This is a genomic window from Paenibacillus sp. A14 (assembly GCF_036864815.1).
GTDB lineage: Bacteria > Bacillota > Bacilli > Paenibacillales > Paenibacillaceae > Fontibacillus > Fontibacillus sanfengchensis.
The window spans coordinates 180,745-198,782 of the sequence record NZ_JBAGJD010000002.1; the positions used below are offsets into that span (position 1 = coordinate 180,745).

The 18,038-nt window shown below is 57.2% G+C and carries 17 protein-coding genes and 1 riboswitch; of the genes, 1 reads left to right on the forward strand and 16 read right to left on the reverse strand.

The window, feature by feature from the left end:
- Positions 1–44 precede the first annotated feature (44 nt).
- From glyA to mobA, 16 genes are all read right to left on the reverse strand, one after another.
- The gene (glyA, locus tag V4U88_RS05260) at positions 45–1,295 is read right to left on the reverse strand and encodes a serine hydroxymethyltransferase (RefSeq protein WP_334072218.1); all 1,251 of its coding nucleotides are present in this window, start codon (positions 1,293–1,295) and stop codon (positions 45–47) included.
- 36 nt (positions 1,296–1,331) lie between these two features.
- Positions 1,332–1,916, reverse strand: a complete 585-nt coding sequence (locus tag V4U88_RS05265; protein WP_334072219.1) for a TIGR01440 family protein — start codon at positions 1,914–1,916, stop codon at positions 1,332–1,334.
- Between the two features lie 131 nt (positions 1,917–2,047).
- Positions 2,048–2,130: riboswitch (ZMP/ZTP riboswitch) on the reverse strand.
- 50 nt (positions 2,131–2,180) lie between these two features.
- The gene (locus V4U88_RS05270; protein WP_334072220.1) at positions 2,181–2,786 is read right to left on the reverse strand and encodes a low molecular weight protein arginine phosphatase; all 606 of its coding nucleotides are present in this window, start codon (positions 2,784–2,786) and stop codon (positions 2,181–2,183) included.
- Positions 2,787–2,846: 60 nt separating this feature from the next.
- A complete protein-coding gene (locus tag V4U88_RS05275; protein ID WP_334072221.1) occupies positions 2,847–3,407 on the reverse strand; it encodes a manganese efflux pump MntP in 561 nt (186 codons plus the stop codon).
- A 70-nt stretch (positions 3,408–3,477) separates the two neighbouring features.
- Positions 3,478–4,338 (reverse strand): DUF72 domain-containing protein, encoded by an 861-nt coding sequence (locus V4U88_RS05280; RefSeq protein ID WP_334072222.1) that lies wholly within the window; start codon positions 4,336–4,338, stop codon positions 3,478–3,480.
- A gap of 34 nt (positions 4,339–4,372) precedes the next feature.
- Positions 4,373–5,512: an L-threonylcarbamoyladenylate synthase gene (locus tag V4U88_RS05285; protein ID WP_416367212.1), complete on the reverse strand. Its 1,140-nt coding sequence runs from the start codon at positions 5,510–5,512 to the stop codon at positions 4,373–4,375.
- Positions 5,513–5,634: 122 nt separating this feature from the next.
- Positions 5,635–6,291 carry a stage II sporulation protein R gene (gene spoIIR, locus V4U88_RS05290; RefSeq protein WP_334072224.1) on the reverse strand — a complete coding sequence of 219 codons (657 nt, stop codon included), beginning with the start codon at positions 6,289–6,291 and terminating at the stop codon, positions 5,635–5,637.
- A gap of 146 nt (positions 6,292–6,437) precedes the next feature.
- Positions 6,438–7,628 carry an FtsW/RodA/SpoVE family cell cycle protein gene (locus V4U88_RS05295; protein WP_334072225.1) on the reverse strand — a complete coding sequence of 397 codons (1,191 nt, stop codon included), beginning with the start codon at positions 7,626–7,628 and terminating at the stop codon, positions 6,438–6,440.
- Between the two features lie 163 nt (positions 7,629–7,791).
- Positions 7,792–8,673, reverse strand: a complete 882-nt coding sequence (gene prmC / locus V4U88_RS05300; RefSeq protein ID WP_334072226.1) for a peptide chain release factor N(5)-glutamine methyltransferase — start codon at positions 8,671–8,673, stop codon at positions 7,792–7,794.
- A gap of 2 nt (positions 8,674–8,675) precedes the next feature.
- Positions 8,676–9,743, reverse strand: coding sequence for a peptide chain release factor 1 (gene prfA / locus V4U88_RS05305; protein ID WP_334072227.1), 1,068 nt, complete (start codon positions 9,741–9,743; stop codon positions 8,676–8,678).
- A 212-nt stretch (positions 9,744–9,955) separates the two neighbouring features.
- Entirely contained in the window at positions 9,956–11,056 is a 1,101-nt protein-coding gene (gene ychF, locus V4U88_RS05310; RefSeq protein ID WP_334072228.1) for a redox-regulated ATPase YchF, read from the reverse strand.
- Between the two features lie 746 nt (positions 11,057–11,802).
- Positions 11,803–12,348: an ECF-type riboflavin transporter substrate-binding protein gene (locus V4U88_RS05315; RefSeq protein WP_334072229.1), complete on the reverse strand. Its 546-nt coding sequence runs from the start codon at positions 12,346–12,348 to the stop codon at positions 11,803–11,805.
- A gap of 12 nt (positions 12,349–12,360) precedes the next feature.
- A complete protein-coding gene (gene fni, locus V4U88_RS05320; protein WP_334072230.1) occupies positions 12,361–13,389 on the reverse strand; it encodes a type 2 isopentenyl-diphosphate Delta-isomerase in 1,029 nt (342 codons plus the stop codon).
- Positions 13,390–13,453: 64 nt separating this feature from the next.
- The gene (gene cls, locus V4U88_RS05325) at positions 13,454–14,962 is read right to left on the reverse strand and encodes a cardiolipin synthase (RefSeq protein WP_334072231.1); all 1,509 of its coding nucleotides are present in this window, start codon (positions 14,960–14,962) and stop codon (positions 13,454–13,456) included.
- A gap of 130 nt (positions 14,963–15,092) precedes the next feature.
- Positions 15,093–15,782 carry a TorD/DmsD family molecular chaperone gene (locus V4U88_RS05330; protein WP_334072232.1) on the reverse strand — a complete coding sequence of 230 codons (690 nt, stop codon included), beginning with the start codon at positions 15,780–15,782 and terminating at the stop codon, positions 15,093–15,095.
- A 199-nt stretch (positions 15,783–15,981) separates the two neighbouring features.
- The gene (mobA, locus tag V4U88_RS05335) at positions 15,982–16,608 is read right to left on the reverse strand and encodes a molybdenum cofactor guanylyltransferase (protein ID WP_334072233.1); all 627 of its coding nucleotides are present in this window, start codon (positions 16,606–16,608) and stop codon (positions 15,982–15,984) included.
- 130 nt (positions 16,609–16,738) lie between these two features.
- On the opposite strand from mobA, the gene V4U88_RS05340 reads away from it, so the two are divergent.
- Positions 16,739–17,962: an MFS transporter gene (locus tag V4U88_RS05340; RefSeq protein WP_334072234.1), complete on the forward strand. Its 1,224-nt coding sequence runs from the start codon at positions 16,739–16,741 to the stop codon at positions 17,960–17,962.
- Positions 17,963–18,038: the final 76 nt, after the last annotated feature.

Consider the following 18,038-nt stretch of genomic DNA (forward strand, 5'->3'; position numbering starts at 1 on the left):
GGCCGACCCGTACCAACGGGTCAACCTTCCGCTAAATCAGGCGCTTATTCGTAGCTAAGTTCCGGATAAATCGGGAATTTATCGGTTAATTCGACAACTTGCTGACGGGCTTTCTCCAAAGACGCCTCGTCTTTAGGATTCTTCAGAACCAGCGCGATCGTCCGACCGATGACTTTCATCGCTTCCTCGTCCATTCCACGGGAGGTTACGGCCGGCGTACCGATACGGATGCCGCTGGTCACGAACGGGCTGGTCGGATCGAACGGAATCGCGTTTTTGTTGACCGTAATGCCGATCGAATCAAGCACGTGCTCGGCGTCTTTGCCCGTGATGTTCAGGTTGCGCGTATCCACCAGCATCAAGTGGTTGTCCGTGCCGCCGGAAACGATGTTCAAACCTTCCGCTATCATAGTCTCCGCGAGGACTTTGGCATTTTTGACCACGTTCTCCGCATACGTCTTAAAGGAAGGCTGAAGCGCCTCGCCGAGCGCCACCGCTTTGGAGGCGATCACATGCATCAGCGGTCCGCCCTGCGTACCCGGGAACACCGCCTTGTCGATCGCCGTCGCCCATGGCTGGCGGCACAAAATCAGGCCGCCGCGCGGTCCGCGCAGCGTTTTATGCGTCGTTGTCGTCACAAAATGGGCATGCGGCACCGGATTCGGATGCAGCCCGGCAGCGACGAGGCCCGCGATATGCGCCATATCGACCATGAACAAAGCGCCGACATCATTGGCGATGGAAGCGAGCTTTTCAAAGTCGATGATGCGCGGGTAAGCGCTCGCTCCCGCAACGATCATACGGGGACGATGCTTAAACGCGGCTTTGCGCACTTCGTCGTAATCGATCAGGAAGGAGTCTTCCTGTACGCCGTACGCCACGAAATTGTACAGAAGGCCGGAGGCGTTTACCGGACTGCCGTGCGTCAAGTGTCCGCCGTGCGCCAGGTTCATGCCGAGCACGGTATCCCCCGGTTTCAGCGCGGCGAGATAGACAGCCATATTAGCCTGCGCGCCGGAGTGCGGCTGCACATTGGCATGCTCGGCGCCGAATAGCTCCTTCGCCCGGTCGCGGGCGATATTTTCCACGATATCGACGCGTTCGCAACCGCCGTAGTAGCGTTTCCCCGGATAGCCTTCCGCATATTTGTTGGTCAGCACGGAGCCCATCGCTTCCATAACCGCTTCACTGACAATGTTCTCCGAGGCGATCAGTTCAATGTTGTTCCGCTGACGCTTCAGCTCCAGATTCATCGCTTCCAATACCGCCGGGTCTTGCTTTCTCAATTGATCCATATCCATAGTCCTCCTATGCTAAAATAATGAATAACTTCAGTCACACAAACGCGAGTCCTCGGTTTGAGGCAGCGCATATACCGCACGCTCTCCTCCGATCAACTTTGGACGCGTCCAAGCCGCGTTGACCCGGGCCTTGCCGACATACCGCAAGCCGGGCCGGAAGGGGACCGCGACGCGGCGCAGATGCATGCCGATCAAGGTCTCTCCGATATCCAGACCGGCGTGGGCTTCAATGCTCTCGGCAAGACAGGGTTCGGACAAGCTGCGGTAGGCGACCGCCGCCATCGAGCCGCCGGCCTTCGGTACGGGAACCGCAGCTACCTCCGTAAGCCCGAGACGCTCCAATACAGCCCGTTCCACCACAAGCGAGCGGTTCAGGTGCTCGCAGCATTGAAAAGCGACATCGAACCCGTACTTTCGGCGAACCTCGTCAATCCCGGCGAACAGCTCGGCCGCAATATGCTCCGCGCCGCCTGTACCGATCCTCGCTCCCGCCACCTCGCTCGTGCTTACTCCGAATACGGCGACATGCCCCTGCCGGAGCCCGGCAGCCTGCGCCAGCTCCTCCAGGATTCCAGCAACTTGCGCCCGGATTTCCCCAGCATTTGGCGTTTCCATGGCTTACCCCTTCTTTCCGAAAATGTCGGTTCTCGTCAAACACCTAACCTTATTATACCTAAAACGGCAAGAATATTGACGATAAAGAAGTCCGCTTACGAAAAAAGAGCATGACGCTACCAACGCGTCGTGCTCTTTGCCCAGGCGACCGGCCGTATATTCCGATGCTCCACCGTGGTTTCATCCACTTTCGTCGCCAGTCACATCGGATCTTCATTTCTAGCTTAAGAATAAAGCATACGCCTCACAAATGCAACCGGCTTTTCATCCCCAGGCGGTATTTCCGGGATGATTCCGATCCGGCTTCAGCTTGTCGGCCAATTTTTCCAAAGCCGCTCGGATTTCCGTCGCGGTCCGATGGTATTCCTCCCGCGAACCGCCGAAAGGATCGGAAATATCATAGACCGGCAAGCGCTGAAGCAGCTCGGTCAATCTGCGCCGGTTCGCTTCATCCGCCTGCTTGCCAAGCGCCCGGTCCAGTTCCAGCTCGGCAACCAGACGCTGCAACTCTTCCTTTTCGGCCAATACATCAAGATCGTCCTCGACATATTCTTTTAAAGTATATGTTTTATCCACCGCGGCCGGAAATGTATACACGATCTGCCGTTTGTGCCCTTCCGTCAACGCCAGAATCAAATCGGCCCACTCGATCAACTCCCCATGCAGCGAGGTCGATACGATCCGGTCCATAATTCCCTGCTCTTTCAGAACCGATTCCGCATGACGAGACATCGATGATCCATCGCTTGCGGCCACTCCTGCGGAGCGCACCTCCACATCAAGCCCCCGCTCTTTGGCGATTTGGCGCATCATTCCTTCAGCCATCGGGCTCCGGCATGTATTTCCCGTACAAACAAATAAAATCCGCATTCGCTAGTCACCTCCGTCAAATCGCCGAATATTTCTTCGGTTCGGATCAGTGTTATTGTATCAAAAGATAAACAGGAGTCCAAACGTGAACAAGATCGCTCCGCCGGCCGCCTCGCCGTATTCCCCGAGATTCCGGCCGACGCTTCGCCCGAGAGCCAGACCCATCAGGGACATCAATCCGCCGCAAATGCCAAAAGCCAGCACCGTCAACAGCAAGTCGGAACGAAACATCCCCAGGGATACCCCGACAGAAAAGGAATCGATGCTTACGCTCAGCGAAAAAAGAACGACTCCCCACAAAGTACGGTGATTGATCGATTGAAACCCGCTGCCCTTCACGGAACTGAAAATCATGTGGGCGCCCAAAAGCAGCAGCAGCCCTCCCGAAGCATACCGCGCCAGATGGCCGAGCAACTCGCCGACATACTGACCGGCGGAAATGCCGATCAAGGGCATGAGAATATGAAAAAGGGCTACGGTCACACCGATGCGGACCGCATCCGTTCTCCCCACCCCTTTCATACCGATGCCGACGCCGAGCGAAAAAGCATCCATTCCCAAGGCCACGGCCATCAGCAGAACGGTCGCCAATTCCCCTAACCGCGCAAAAGCCTCTGTCATCCCAGCCACTCTCCCATGTCTAAAAAACTACTTGTACCACCATATGCGGACAAAGGGAAAGTCATGATCGTTATTCGGTTTCGCCAAACAAATCAAGCTGCTGAGGCGGCAGGCCCGCCGTTTCCATCCCTAAAAGCTCCATCATTTCCAGCGCGTTCGGAGCGGCGTCCCCGCCGGAATTATTGTTAAAAATCATGCAGATTTCCCGCGTGCCTTTCTCCTCCAACACCGCCAGCTTATCACGCCAATCCAGCAGTTCATCGCGGTTGTAACGGTACAGATTGCGAATCTCCCGCCAGTTCGGCGCTCCGCCCTGCAGCCAGCCGCCCTCATTCCGTCCGTGAAGTCGGACGATCGTCAGATTCGGATCGGTCGGTTCCAGCACGGCGGGAACCGAGCCCGGTCCCGCCTGCGGTTCATCGCAAATTATATGAACCCAGCCCTCCTCGCGCATGAAGGATATCGTACTGTCGCGTACCTCTGGCCCATACCAGCTCTGGTGGCGGAATTCCAGGGCCAGCGGCAGGTCTCCCATCCATTTTCTCACCGCGCGCAGGCGCCGGATGTTGTCGGCCGTACAATCGAACCAGGGCGGAAATTGAAACATAACGGCTTTCAGCCTGCCCGATTCCGCCACCGGGCGAATCGAATCGAGGTAAGCCTGAAACATTTCGCCCGGCCCGCCGTAGGGGCTTTTGCCGCGGTTATGCCCCGTCATCCCCCGGTAAGCCTTCAGGATAAACGTAAAACCGGCCGGCGTTTCGTCTAACCATCTTCTGTAAGTGTGCTCGCCCAAAACGGCATAGAACGAGCTGTCCACCTCCACGACCGGGAAATGCCTCGCATACAGCGCCAATTTCATTCTGGCCGGGGTCCCCTGCGGATACAGCGCTTCATGATCTCCCCAGCCGGTCAACCCGATCGATATCATTTCGCTTCCGCCTCCCCTATTTATGGATGTCTTCCTATGCCTTTATTACCTTTCCGCCCGCCGCTTTAAGCAGGCGGTTCATCACGGCGGAGCCGAGTCCCTCCTGCGGGCAGGACTCGGCCAGAATGTAGGTGACGCCGCCGTCGTCGAAGCGGCGGAGCGCCGCGTAAAGACGATGCGCCGCCGTCTCCAGCGCCGTCAGGCTGCCGAGCGAAAGCAAGCAGTCGGCGCGGTAGAGCGGAAGGTGCTCGTCAAAGGCGAGCACGCCCGTGACCTCCCCGCGCGCCTTGGCCGCATCGAGCTCGGCCTGGATGGCGGCCGCCACCCGGTCCGGGGCGGCGCCGGCCACCACACGCAGCGCCCCGCGGGGGGCGTAGTGCGTGTACTTCATGCCCGGCGAGCGCGGCGCCGGCATGTCATTCTCGCGGCCGCCCGCCTCGGCGGCGCTTTGCAGGGCGGCGTCCAGCCGCACGTCCGCCGCATGGCGGGCGAGCTGCTCGGCCGTGATCCCGCCGGGGCGGAGCACGGTGACCACCCCGTCGCCGCCGGCCACCACCACCGTCGACTCCAGGCCCACCCCCGTGGGCCCGCCGTCGACGATGCCGTCAATGCGGCCGGCCAGGTCATCCCCGACGTGGCTCGCCAGCGTCGGGCTCGGGCGCCCCGACCGGTTGGCGCTGGGCGCCGCCACCGGGCACCCCGCTGCGGCGATCAGCCGCAGCGCGATGTCGTGGGCCGGCATCCGCACGGCCACGGTGTCCAGCCCCGCTGTCACGCGGGGCGAGACGGCGCCGGGGGCCGCGGGCAGCACCAGCGTAAGCGGCCCCGGCCAAAAAGCATCCATCAGCCGCCGCGCCGTCTCGTTCACTTCGGTGACGAGGCCCTCCAGCTGGCTGAAGTCCGCAATATGCACGATCAGCGGATTGTCGGACGGCCGCCCTTTGGCGGCAAAGACCGCCTCCACCGCCGCCGTGTTCCGCGCATCCGCTCCGAGACCGTAGACCGTCTCGGTCGGAAAGGCTACCGTTCCGCCCGCCGCAAGCACCTCGCCCGCTTCGGCCAAGCCCCGCTCAGCTTCCCGGCGAGCCTGAACCTCCGGTGTTGTTCCTTCTATTAGAACGGACACATCCCACAAGCGCGTCGGCCGGGGTTGTCCCGCTTCACTGTTCGTCATCAAGTTATGATGTTCCATGGCAATCCTTCCCAACTCTTTATAATATGAACCCTTCTATTATAACCGAAACAAAACCGTGCAGAGCCTTCATCTGCACGGTTTCAAAGGAAGCCTAATATTTTTTATCGAAAAAGTCCGGCAATCCAGTCCCACAAGCGAACCAGCATATCCCACAAAAAGAAGCGCACCTTCGTCTCCTCCGGCTCGGCCTGAACCGGCTGCGCCGCTCCTCCGTCAGCTGCGGCGCTTACGCTGCCCTTGCTATTTTGCAGGGCGTCGCCGCTGCCCGCATCGACAAAGCACAGGGGCGGAAACAACACGCACCACCAATTCTTGCCGTTCCCTTCCCCCAGCGTAACGCGAAGCGCCTCGTAATCGCCCGCGGGATAAACCGCCCCACCGTACATTTTCGTCGGAAAAGGAACCACGCCGAGCTCCACCTTATAACCGTACTTTTTTCCGCTGTCCGCCAAGGTTTCACCGACCCGCTCTTCGATATCGTCCAAATGCTCCCGGATCACGCCGCGTGCGGCATCCAGGCTTTGCGGGTCCTCAAGCTCGCCCACCCATGCGTTCATCTGTTCGACCACCGCATCGCGAACCTGACGTTTCACGATTTGATCGCCAACTCCATCCGAATTGGCCAATATCCGCAGCCGGATCGATTGCCGGGGAATTGCCCCTTCGGCCGCGGCCGAATCTATTTTCTGCCCCTCCCAGGACATCAGCAGAATCATTAAACCGAAAGTAATAAGTCCATATTTTTTCCCCCGCCGCATGACGCTTCCTCTCCCTACGTTCTATGATGTCTATCAGTATGTCCGTTTAGGAGAGAAGTAAACCTATGAATCTATGAAATCGAAAGATAGGCGGGAGTACATGCCCCACAAAAAAGGCAATCCCCAAGGGACTGCCTGTGCTAACTTTACTGATTTTGCGGTTTAACCCTTGTGTAACGCGTGGTCGGAAACCGCTGCTCATCCTCCACTTCTTGCCCGTGAATCCGGATGCTCATTGCGACGCCGATACAGGCCATGTTGATCAAAAGTGAGGTTCCTCCGTAGCTGACGAACGGGAGTGTAATCCCGGTCAGAGGCATCAGGCCGATAAACATGCCGATATTTTCAAAAACCTGGTACAGAAACATCGCGACGATCCCTACGATGATATAAGGTCCGCTTCGGTCCCGGCAATCCAGGGAGATTAAAATCAGCCGATGAATCAGCACAAAATAAAGCAGCAGGAGCAACGAACTCCCGATAAATCCAAACTCTTCGGCAATGACCACGAAAATGGAGTCGGAATATGTGAGCGGAACGCGTTCCGACTGGACGGTTTCCCCCTGCAGGTATCCTTCGCCGGTCATCCCTCCGGAAGCGATCGCCAGCTTGGCGTTTTGCGTATGGTAGATCGCGTCCTTTGAGGCTTTTTCCGGCATCAGCCAGGGGTCGATTCGCGCCATCCAGTGGGCCCGCCCGATTTCTTCGAAAAATTTGTAAACCTGTTCGTGATACGCCTTGTAAGCCGTAATTCCTCCATATACGGAGCCGGCAAAAAGCACCAGGGCGATCAAAGCATGGATATACTTAATGTTGCCGATCCACAGCATCCCGGCCAAAATGACGAGATAGCTAAGCGCGTTGCCCAGGTCGTTTTGAGCCATGACCAGCAGAAACGGAATAAAGGTCACCAGCAGAATCGGCACGACATCGCGCCAAAACATCAGCTTCGGTTTTCGTTTCCGCAGCAGCATGAAGCCCAAAAACAGAACGAGCAGCAGTTTGAAAAACTCCGCCGGCTGGAAGCTGAGACCCCCGGGAAGCGTAAGCCAGCCGGTGGCATTATGGTACGTATTACCGGCAAACATAACGATGATGAGCAGGCCGATCCCGGACAGGTAGATGTAAAACGCATATTTGATAAACAGCCTGAAATCTATCAGGGATACGGAAAAGAAAACCGCAAACCCCAGCAAATAATAGACGAACATCCGAAGATGGTACCCGTCGTATTTCGTACCCGATGTGGCGCTATAAAGCACCGCAATACTGATCCCCATCAGAAGCAGCAGGATGAACACGATTGTATAGTCAATTTTTTTTAACTTGGTCAGCATTCCTCTGTCCTCCGCCCATCCTGATTTTATCCTCTTCCCATTGTATAGGAATTCTCCAGTTAAAGTCTATTGGGCGTTCTGCCCAATCCTTCCGCAAAAAATTTGGATATGGGAATAAGATGAAGCCGCATTCCGATCAAGCGAACGAAAAAAGCACCGCCCCTCAGGCGATGCCCAATACGTGCCGGTCGATGCCGGCCAGATCCGGGATCGTAACGATCTCGCTCCAGCAGCCGGTACGGCGCAGTAGCTCGGCGACCTCCCCGGCCTGCCCCATACCGAGCTCGAAGCCGATCAGCCGGGGCGGCCGGGGCAGCAGCGGCAGTTGCGCCATCATGGTCCGGTAGGGCGCCAGCCCGTCCGGACCGCCGTCGAGCGCGCCGCGCGGCTCGTGGTCGCGCACCTCGGGTTGCAGGTGCGCGATCGTAACCGCCGGGATATACGGCGGATTGCTGACCACGATGTCCAGCGGCTCGCCCGCGAACGGTTCAAGCAGGTTGCCCTGCTTGAAAGCGACGGCCAGGCCGAGCCGCCGGACATTTTCCCGCGCCACCGCGAGCGCTTCCGGCGAGATATCGCTCGCCGAAATACTCCAGGACGGGCGCAGGTGGGCCAGGGCGGCAGCGATCGCGCCGCTGCCGGTGCCGATGTCGGCGGCCTGCGGAGCGCCACCGGGCCACAGGCGATCGGCCGCCTGGACGATCGCTTCCACGAGCAGCTCCGTTTCCGGTCGGGGAATCAGGACGGCCGGCGTGACCTTGAAGGTCAGGCCGTAGAAATCCTGTTCCCCGATGATATACTGCGCCGGCTCGCCCGCCGCTTTGCGGCGGATGGCCTCTTCCCACGCGGCTTTGCGCCCGTCCGGGAACGGATCGCGCAGCGCGGCCAGATACGCCGCGCCCTCCAAACCGAGCACATGCCGCAGCAGCAGCTCGGCATTCGACTCCGGCTCGGCCACGCCGTGCGCCGCCAAAAAAGAAGAAGCCTCTCTGCGGGCTTCCGAAATATTCAGGTCTCCAGATAACACATATCCGTTACCGTTCAAGTTTATTCTCCTTTATCCATCAGTTCGGCCTGTTCCGCAATTGTCAGCGCCGACACGATTTCCTCGATCTCTCCGTTCATGACCTGATCCAGCTTATGCAGGGTCAGCCCGATCCGGTGATCCGTCACCCGGCTTTGCGGGAAATTGTACGTCCGAATCCGCTCGCTGCGGTCCCCGGTTCCCACTTTGCTCTTGCGTTCGCCGGCATATTTCGCTTCCTCTTCCTGCCGTTTCATATCCGAAATCCGCGCCCGCAGCACCTGCAGCGCCTTTTCCTTATTGGAGTTCTGCGATTTGCCGTCCTGGCACGTCGCCACGATACCGGTAGGGATGTGCGTAACCCGGACCGCCGATTTCGTCGTGTTGACGGACTGGCCGCCCGCGCCGCTGGAACAGAACGTATCGACGCGAATATCTTTGTCGAGGATTTCGACATCGACTTCCTCGGCCTCCGGCATCACCGCTACCGTCGAAGTCGAGGTATGAATCCGCCCGCCGGACTCCGTCGACGGAATCCGCTGCACGCGGTGGGCGCCGCTCTCATACTTCATCTTGCTGTAGGCGCCGCGTCCGTTGATCATGAAAATAACCTCTTTAAAACCGCCGAGGTCGCTTTCGTTGACGTCCATAACGTCCACTTTCCAGCCTTGCGTATCCGCATAACGGGTGTACATACGGTACAGATCGGCCGCGAACAGCGCCGCTTCGTCGCCTCCGGCCGCCCCGCGGATTTCGACGATCACGTTCTTGTCGTCGTTCGGGTCCTTCGGCAGCAGCAGGACGCGGATTTTTTCCTCCAGCTCCTGCTGTCGGGCCGTAAGGTCTTCTATTTCCATTTTGACCATTTCGCGCATCTCATCATCCAGCTTCTCCGCCTGCATTGCTTTGGCGGCTTCCAGCTCTTCAATGACCTGCTTGTATTCGGTGTACGCCTCATAAGCCGGCTGTAAATCGGATTGTTCTTTGGAGTAATCCCGAAGCTTCTTGGTATCATTGGCCACGTCCGGATCGCAGAGCAGCTCGCTCAGCTTCTCGTACCGGTCAGCCAGGGATTGTAGTCGGTCCAACAAGGGAAGTCACCTCTCTCTATGACAATTTTCTCGAAGAAAATAAATCGATCATTTTTTACAAAAATTATTAGGTAAACGACTTTATATTATACCATAGGGATCGTCGCTTGAATAGTGGGGAATCGTGCGCCCACCCTTTTTATAAAAAAAGCCTGCCGCAACAGCGGCAGACCCGTTTTTATCGGCGCTAGATGGCCTCTAATGAAAGCCCCTTACACGTTAAACCGGAAATGCATGACGTCGCCGTCCTGAACAACATACTCCTTGCCTTCCAGGCGGAGTTGCCCGCGTTCCTTGGCCGCATTCATCGAACCGGCAGCTACGAGATCGTCATAGGACACGACCTCCGCGCGGATAAAGCCGCGCTCAAAGTCGGAGTGAATCACGCCCGCCGCGGCCGGCGCTTTCGTCCCTTTGCGGATCGTCCAGGCGCGAACCTCCTGAACCCCGGCGGTAAAATACGTATAAAGCCCTAATAAACGGTATGCCGCTTGAATCAAGCGGTCCAGACCGGACGCTTGCAGGCCGAGCTCCTCCAGGAACATCGCCTTGTCCTCGCCCTCCAGCTCGGCGATTTCCGCCTCCACCTTGGCGCTGATCGGAACGACCTCGGCATTCTCCGCCGCCGCGAATTCACGAACCTGCTGCACGTACGGATTGTCCTCCGCATCGGCCACGCCGTCCTCGCTGACGTTGGCCGCGTAAAGCACCGGCTTCAGCGTCAGCAGGTGCAGATCGCGGATGATCAGCTTCTCATCGTCGGTCAGCTCCACGCTGCGCGCCGGCTGGTCGTTGTAGAGCGCTTCTTTGATCCGCTCCAGCAGCTCCACTTCCTGCGCATACTGCTTGTTGCCGCCCTTCATATTTTTGCGGGAACGTTCAATCCGCTTCTCTACGCTGTCGAGGTCCGCCAGGATCAGCTCCAGATTGATCGTCTGAATATCGCTGATCGGGTTGATCTTGCCGTCCACATGCGTGATGTTCTCGTCCTCAAAGCAGCGAACCACGTGAACGATGGCATCGACCTCGCGGATGTGGGCCAAAAACTTATTGCCTAAGCCTTCGCCCTTGCTCGCTCCGCGCACCAGCCCCGCGATATCCACGAATTCGAACGCCGTCGGCACCGTCCGGTTGGGCACGACCAACTCCGTCAACTTGTCCAGACGCGGGTCCGGCACTTCCACGACCCCAACGTTCGGATCGATCGTACAGAAGGGATAGTTCGCGGATTCCGCCCCCGCCTGCGTAATTGCGTTAAACAGCGTGGATTTTCCGACGTTCGGAAGGCCCACGATTCCAGCCTTTAAAGCCATATCTATGACAACTCCTCATTCTTGTAATTGCTCATCTTCTTCAACCATAGTACCTATCCCCCGGGCAGATTTCAAGAACAGCCTGCAAAATCCGGCAAATCCCGCATTCGGCGGCTCTTTGAATCGGCTGCGCCTAATACTGGGAAGAAATTTGGCAGCGGTTAGTTCCTCCCTTTGAAGTGGGGCAGGTGCCTAAGTGCCTTTTGTGGCGCTATTTTGGCGAAATCGGCTCATCGGTATGGAATAACGTTCATTTAGAGCCTTATTTCAGGAAAAAACAGGCCAAACCGTGATTTCGGGGCCCAGGGCAGGGCAATAAGGTCTTTTTTGACCGTTATGACTCCCCTGGAACCGAATCGGACCGTAATAACGTCCCAAAAGGCAGTTAAGTCGGCGAATAAGCTCCACATGATCAGCATCATGTCAGGTTTAATGCAACGTTAGTGCCCGTTCTCCAGATCTTAAACAGAATTAACGGGAATTCCTCCCGCTAATTTTACTTTTTTCCCCTCGGATACTGATTTAACGGGATTTTCTCCAGCTAATTTTGCTCGGAACCGGCAAATGAGTCGCTATGCCGCAAATTAAAGGGAGGTTTTCCAGGTAAATTTCCTTGCAGGGACTTCTTGAATCAGATTAACAGGAGGTTTTCCCGTTAATTCTCAAGTGTCCCCCGTATCCTCCCTGTCCGTTCCCCCGGCTACCGGCAAAGATCCCTGCCAGCATGTCTTGAAAGGCCCTGCCGGTTAAACGGCAACGGACTTGTGCCGGTTGCCGTACGCCCAGACCGCCGGGAGGCCCAGGACGATGAAGACGAACATATTGGCGATCCCGGCCGATATTACCTGGGTTATGGCGATTTCATCGGGAAATCTCATCACGTAAATATCGAACCACCCCGTGAACGCGAGCGACCCGAAAATGCCGATCACCCCGAAAATGAGCAATAGCAGCAGATGGCCCCCGCGGATTTTCCCGGCTTCCGGATCGAAGTCCCTCACGAAGCAAACCAGCCCCATACAGGCGCCCGTGATGCCTGAGGCCAGGGCCCAGCCCCAGGAAACCTCGCTGGCGAAGAGCAAATCGTTGATGACGTGTCCGGTGAATCCGGCAATCAGGCCGGAAATCGGCCCGAAAATCGCGCCGAATATCGCCAAGAGCGCGATGGCCGGCCGGAGATCGGTATCCGGCACGATCGGGATGCCGATCCAACTCGTTAATCCGTACATCACGGCCCCGATCGCCGTGCCTGCAGCCATACGCCGGTTCCATTTCCAGATGGACGCTTTCATTGGCTTGTCCCCCTACTCGCGCCGGACCAGGCGCGGCGTATTGCGCAGCGCCGCCACCGTCCCGGCGCCGATCCCGAACATGGCGGTGCGAAGCTCCAGCTCGACGCGCTCCAGGAGCGCATCGAGCCGCTCCTCCGAATGCACCGCCGGTTCCAGCAGCGCCCGGCCGAACCCGGCCAGGTCCGCGCCAAGCGCCAGCGCTTTGGCGGCGTCCACGCCGGTGTTCAGGCCGCCGCTGCCGATCAGGGCGGCGTCCGGCAGCGCCGCCCGGACCTCGCGGATGCATTCGGCGGTGGGGATGCCCCAATCCGCGAACGCTTCCGCGGCCGCGCGGCGCACCGGATCGGCGCCGCGGAATTTCTCGACCTGGCTCCAGGAGGTGCCTCCGGCGCCGGCCACATCGATGAAGGCCACGCCGGCTTCCCGAAGCCGTTTGGCCGTGGCCCCGTCAATGCCCCAGCCGACCTCCTTGACGCCGACGGGAACCGGCAGCGCCCGGCAGACCGCCTCCATCCGGGCGAGCAGCCCGGCAAAAGCAGTGTTCCCCTCCGGCTGGAACACTTCCTGCAAGCTGTTCAAGTGAAGCACCAGCATGTCCGCTTCGGCGATCTCCACGGCGCGCCTGCATTCCTCCGCGCCGAAGCCGTAGGCAAGCTGGACCGCGCCCAAATTGGCGATGATCGGGATGCTCGGCGCCTTGCGCCGGACCGCGAACGTGGGAGCCAGCTCCCCCCGTTCCACCGCCGCGCGCACCGAGCCGACGCCCATCGCCCAGCCCCGCCGCTCCGCCGCTTCCGCCAGGCGGTCGTTGATTCGCCCGGCGAGCTCGCTCCCGCCTGTCATCGAACTGATGAGCAGCGGCGTCCGTACCGGGGCGCCGAGAAACGTCGTTTTCAGGCTAACCTCTTCAAAATTCAGCTCAGGCAGCGCATTATGTCGAAACCTGTATTTTTCGAAACCGGTCCGGATCCCTTCGCCCTCTACCCGCTCCTCCAGGCAAATTCGGATATGTTCGGACTTGCGCCCGGATGTGTCTGCCATCTTCGTTCCTCCTTAAATTACGCGATCACTCGCTTCCGCCGGAATTGGACGCTCTTGCCCCCGCCTACAACAAAGGGGACATCAGCCTTGCCGCCGATTCCATAAACCGGATGACAATCTTTTTCTTCATAAAAGCCTTCCGCTTGATCCGCGTCGTCGACAGCAAATCGCGTTCGAAATCCTGAACGATCTTGGAAATACTGTCGGTCTGGACGAGCAGGACATTGACCTCAAAATTCAGATGGAAGCTGCGCATGTCCATATTGGCCGTCCCCACCGTCGCCACCTCGCCGTCCACGATCAGCAATTTGGAGTGCAGGAAACCTTTCTCATACTCGAAAATCTTCACCCCGGCCTCCAAAAGCGACGGGAAATAGGAGTGGGAAGCCAGGAACGGCAGCCACTTGTCCGGCTTGGCCGGAAACAAGATCCGCACGTCGATGCCGGATAGCGCGGCTACCCGCAAAGCCGTCAGAATATCCTCATCCGGGATAAAATACGGTGTCGCCAGCCAGACCGACTTTTTGGCCGAAGTAATCATGGCGAAGAAAATATTTTTCAGCGTCTTGCTCTCGTTGTCCGGCCCGCTCGGAATGACCTGAACCGCGCCGCTGCAGCCCATTTCCAATTCCGGCGACAAATATTCGAGGTCCATGATCCTTTCGTCGGTCACATACTGCCAGTCCTGCAGAAAAATGACCTGCATCGACCGCACGGCCTCCCCTTTGACAAGCATGTGGGTGTCGCGCCAAAAACCGTAGGTTTTGCTGCGGCTCAAATATTCGTCCCCCACATTAAGCCCGCCGATAAAGCCCGTATTGCCGTCGATCACGACAATCTTCCGGTGATTCCGATAGTTCACCCGGCTGGATAATGCGAGAAAACGCACTTCACCGAAGATGCCCACCTTGACCCCGGCATCCCGCAGTTCGTTCACAAACGATTTCGGCAGTCCCAAGCTCCCCACCGCGTCGAACATAAAGCGGACCTCTACCCCGGCTCTGGCCTTTTCGATCAGCGTCTTTTGGATTTCCCGGCCGATGTCGTCCGCTCGGTATATGTAGTATTCCATATGAATGTGATGCTGCGCTTTTTTCAATTCCTTCAGAAGCATCGAGAACGTCTCTTCCCCATTAGTCAGTACCTGTGTGCGGGTGGCCATGGAAAAAGGGGTCTTGGCGATCCGCTGCGACATTTGCAGCAGCCGCTGCTGTCCCGGCGTAAACTGTGACAAGTCACGCGGCAGCATACTGCCGTTATGATCGATGCGCTCGTAGCTTTTGCGGTCCTCTTCCGCTTTTTTATCGAACTTCCGCCGTTTGAAATAGTTCTGGCCCAGTAAAAAATAAAGGATTAAACCGACAACCGGCAGCAAAGCCAGCACCAAAATCCAGGCCATCGTACTGGAAGGGTTACGGTTCTCCATGAATATGGCAAGACCGATCGTGATCACGGTCAAAGTTTGAAATATACTGACGAGCATCCCCCCGAACTTCCCGAAAATCCCGAAGCCGAAAAAATAGAAGGCAAAGAGGATTGCTGCGATCAAAATAATTTGTAGTCCACGCCTCATGTTTGTACTCCTTTTCTATTCTGCACGTTTCTCCCTTCCATTTTACATGAAGCTTGAGTTTCTTCCTACTGAAAGACAAAAAAAGGCCGGGCGGAGTCAGTCCCGCCCTGCCTTACTCTTCCCCGTTGCCCTATTCCAATCTGCTATGCCACAAATACAGCTGCTCCAAGTCCATTTCGAGAAATTCCGCAAGCAATTCAGCCAGTCCCGTATAGAGCGGACTCGTGGTCGCCGCGGCCAAGTCGGCCGCAAAGCGCGGAGCCCATGGCATGAGGTGCGATTCCAAAAAGGCGATCTGCACCCGGATCAAGTCCCGGCAGGGTCCGGGAAGGTTCCTTCTTCCCAACATTTCCTCGCTCAGCACGGCCATAAACTCCAGCTCCAGGGCGATATGGTCGTCGCTCTCTCCCGAAATCTTGTTAAATACCACACTGTTCTCCAAATAGAAATCCCGGATCCCGGCGAGACAGGAAAAGGCGACGACGCCCTCCTCCTTGGCGCGAAACAGGCTCTCGCGGGCAGTCAACACCGCCTGATGCCCCATAAACAACCGCTTGTATTCCTCCGCTTCATCGGCGCACGCCAAACGCAAGTCCTCTTCGCGGATTCGCTCCAGATACTCCTTCAGCCTTCTGCCGCCCCGGCTCATGGGAATAACCGGGCTCTTCCGCTCCATCCGGTTCCGCCATTGGACAATCAAGGACATGCGGGGGGGACGGCTCAAAAAATCCGTCAGCAACGGGTACACCCAACCCCGGAGCTCCATCCAGCGGATCTGATCTTCCGGGATTTCCATCGGTCTCTTGTACAGTGTGGTCATATTGTCATCTCCCTGCTTATATAGCTTGACACAACAAATGTATTCACCGGTTAAAAAAAGATGACTTCCTGCATGACGGAAATCATCTCTCATCAATTATACCGACACATGATTAAGGGGGATCATGTATCTTACATCATTATTATACCGCAAAATGTAAGCGCTTTATGTGATCTTTTTGACAATCTCGCAACATCTCCTAAACTTCTCCGCGGGGAGGAACATCCGTCCATGTCAAAGCTTGCCGATAGTCTTCGGGCCGGTTCATGTTGAAAGGAATCCGCTCAGCGGGAATGCCCGCCGCGCTGGCCATAGCCGCCCCGTCCGTATAGTCGGCCTTCAGCCCTTCCGTCCAGCGGGTCAGCTTCAGACGCCCCTCCCTCAGCGTTTCTTCCAATCCCGGAAGCACGCTTCGCCGATAGGCCGCGAGCAGCGGCTGCTCCCTTCCTTCAATGACCGGAATCACGGCTTCCTTGCCTTCCTTCTCCGCCAGCAGGGTCCGGTCCGCCAGCCACCGGACTGCTTCCCGGGAGGCAAACGGCATATCGCATGCCACAAAAACGGTCCAGGTCGTCCCGGCCGCCTTCAATCCGGCATGCAAGCCGGCCAATGGCCCCGCCCCCGGGAACGTATCGGAGACGATCTCCGCTTCCAAATAAGAATACGTTTCTCTGGGTCCGCCCGCGATCAAAACCGTATCCGTTACATAACTCAGTTCCTTGACGAGCTTCTCGATGACGGGGACTCCCCCCACCGACAGCAACGCCTTGTTTCGGCCCATCCGCCTGGATTGCCCTCCGGCAAGAATAACCGCTGTAATCGTCATTTTAAACCCCACCCATCTAAAAACTGGCAAAACAAAGAGAAGTTGGTTTGTATCCCCTTTCAGGTGTATGTTACATTGAGGACATAGTCATTTTTCGCTGCACACCAAAAATGGAGTCGGACAGAAAGGAATGGCACGCTTGCGGGACAAAACCCAACCCTTTTCCACAATAAAACTGCCCTTGGGGCTGCTTAACTTTTTCACTTACGGCACCATGGTCATCTTTGCCGCGTTCTTTCAATTATATTTGCTGGATATCGGCATGGACAAGCTCGAAATCGGCAGTCTGATGGCCGCCGGTCCGCTTGTGTCCCTGCTGGCACATCCCTTTTGGAGATATTTAAGCGATCGCGGACGGAACATTCGCGTGATGCTCTTAATGATGATGGTCGGCTTGCTGATCGTCGGCCACCTCGTTTTCAAAGTGAACACGTACCCGATGCTGTATTTATCGATGATTCTGCTTTTCTTTTTCCAGACCCCTCTGCTGGCCCATACGAACAGTCTGACCTTGGGATATATCGAAGAGGTGGGACAGAAATTCGGAGCCTACCGGTTATGGGGCTCGCTGGGATGGACCTTCGTCGCCCTGACGGCCGGACCGATCATCGACAGCGTCGGACAAAACGGAATCTCTCTGCTGTTCAGCGTAACCTTGATGCTGGCGATCGGGTCCGCGTTGCTGTTGCCGACGATCCGCAAAACGACGAACACGCCGATCATTTCGCCCGTCGAAATTCGCCGAACGCTGCAGAATAAGTATTTTGTCGCGTTCGTTCTGTTTGGTGTGCTTGTCTCGTTGCCGAATGCCATCAACAGTATTTTTTTGCCGCTGTTTATGAGCGATCTCGGAGGAACCCGGTTTCAAATCGGCGTTGCGTTTTTTCTCTCCACCTTTTTTGAAGTGGGCGCTTTCGTCCTTCTGAACCTCTTTTTGAAGAAAAAGCTGACTTACCTCATGGGCTGCCTTACCGCGGTAAGTCTGCTGTTTGCGCTGCGCTGGAGTTTGATGTCCGGAGCGACCAGCCCGTTGCAGGTCATCCTGATTCAGGTGCTGCACGCCGTTACTTTCGGCGGTTTTTTTCACGTAGGGACCCGGCTGACCGCGCTGCTGCTCCCCAGGCCGCTTCGTTCCGCCGGACAGGCGGTCTATACGGTTGCTCTCAGCGGCATAACCGGAGTCATGGCCGGTCTGCTCGGCGGTTGGATTTTTCAGAACTTCGGGCCTGTGGTGATGTATAAAATGGGGGTCATTCTCACGGTCATCGGGGCCATCGGCTTTGGCCTGATGTGGAACCGGCTCCGCAAAAACGGATACTCCCCGGCGATGGCGCGAAGCGAAGAAGAAGACTAACTCGCTTGGGATATACGGCCAAAAATGGGCCCGGCAGCGTTACGCCCGCCATGCAAAGGCGGTTACGCCGCTGTTT